Origin of the sequence: Streptomyces sp. H27-D2, from assembly GCF_035828615.1 — a bacterium.
Lineage (GTDB): Bacteria > Actinomycetota > Actinomycetes > Streptomycetales > Streptomycetaceae > Streptomyces.
Genome location: NZ_JAYMZR010000228.1, coordinates 1 through 795, shown reverse-complemented (window position 1 = coordinate 795; position 795 = coordinate 1). Strand labels below are relative to the sequence as shown.

The following is a 795-nucleotide window of genomic DNA, read 5'->3' as shown; positions in this document are numbered from 1 at the left end:
GCTGCTTGCCGCCCTCCCGCGCGTCTCCGCGATCAGGCTGCCCTCAGCTGCACTGGCCTGCTGCGACAGGCCAGCGGCGGGGTCCTTTCACCCCCGCTCGGGGTAGTGGCGCCTCGTGGCGCACCATGGCGTACTTGAAGTCGATGCGGCAGCGGACCGCCTCGGCGGCCTGCCGGTCCGACAGGCCGAGCAGGAACTGCAGCACACAGACAGTGGCCAGCTGGGCGGGCGAGAGGCCCGGGCGCCCGTCGCGCGGGTACCAGTCGGCGAAGTCCTCGTCACACCACAGTCCGTCCAGCCGGTCTCGCACCCATATCGCCGTCGTGCCGTCCGGGTTGCTCGCCCGCGCGATCTGCGCGGTCAGAGTCGGGATCTGCTCACCGGAACGGGGACGGAGCGACAACGGACACCTCGACGACTTCAGGGGATCTCGGTACTCGTAACAGCCCCGAGCATGCCCGCTGATCATGCTGCCGCACCGCGAAACTCCAAGATCCCCGACAGAGTCAAGGTGAGTGGTCGCAAGCCGTACCCGAGTGATCTCACCGACGAGCAGTGGAAGTTGATCGAGCCCGTGATCAGTGCCTGGAAGGCCGAGCACCCCTCGGCCACCGGCCATCAGGGCAAATACGCGATGCGGGAGATCGTCAACACGATCCTCTACCAGAACCGCACCGGCTGTCAGTGGGAGTACCTGCCGCACGATCTGCCGCCGAAGAGTGCGACGTTCTACTACTTCGCCGCCTGGCGTGACGACGGCACCGACCAGACCGTTCACGACCTCCTGCGCTGGCA

Annotated in this window: 2 protein-coding genes; one reads left to right on the top strand and one right to left on the bottom strand. The window is 67.2% G+C overall.

What is annotated here, in order from left to right:
* Positions 1 to 43 precede the first annotated feature (43 nt).
* Positions 44 to 403 (bottom strand): transposase, encoded by a 360-nt coding sequence (locus QMK28_RS34040; protein WP_326443565.1) that lies wholly within the window; start codon positions 401 to 403, stop codon positions 44 to 46.
* 108 nt (positions 404 to 511) lie between these two features.
* On the opposite strand from QMK28_RS34040, the gene QMK28_RS34035 reads away from it, so the two are divergent.
* A partial coding sequence (locus QMK28_RS34035; protein WP_326443564.1) for a transposase occupies positions 512 to 795 on the top strand: 284 nt, incomplete at its 3' end.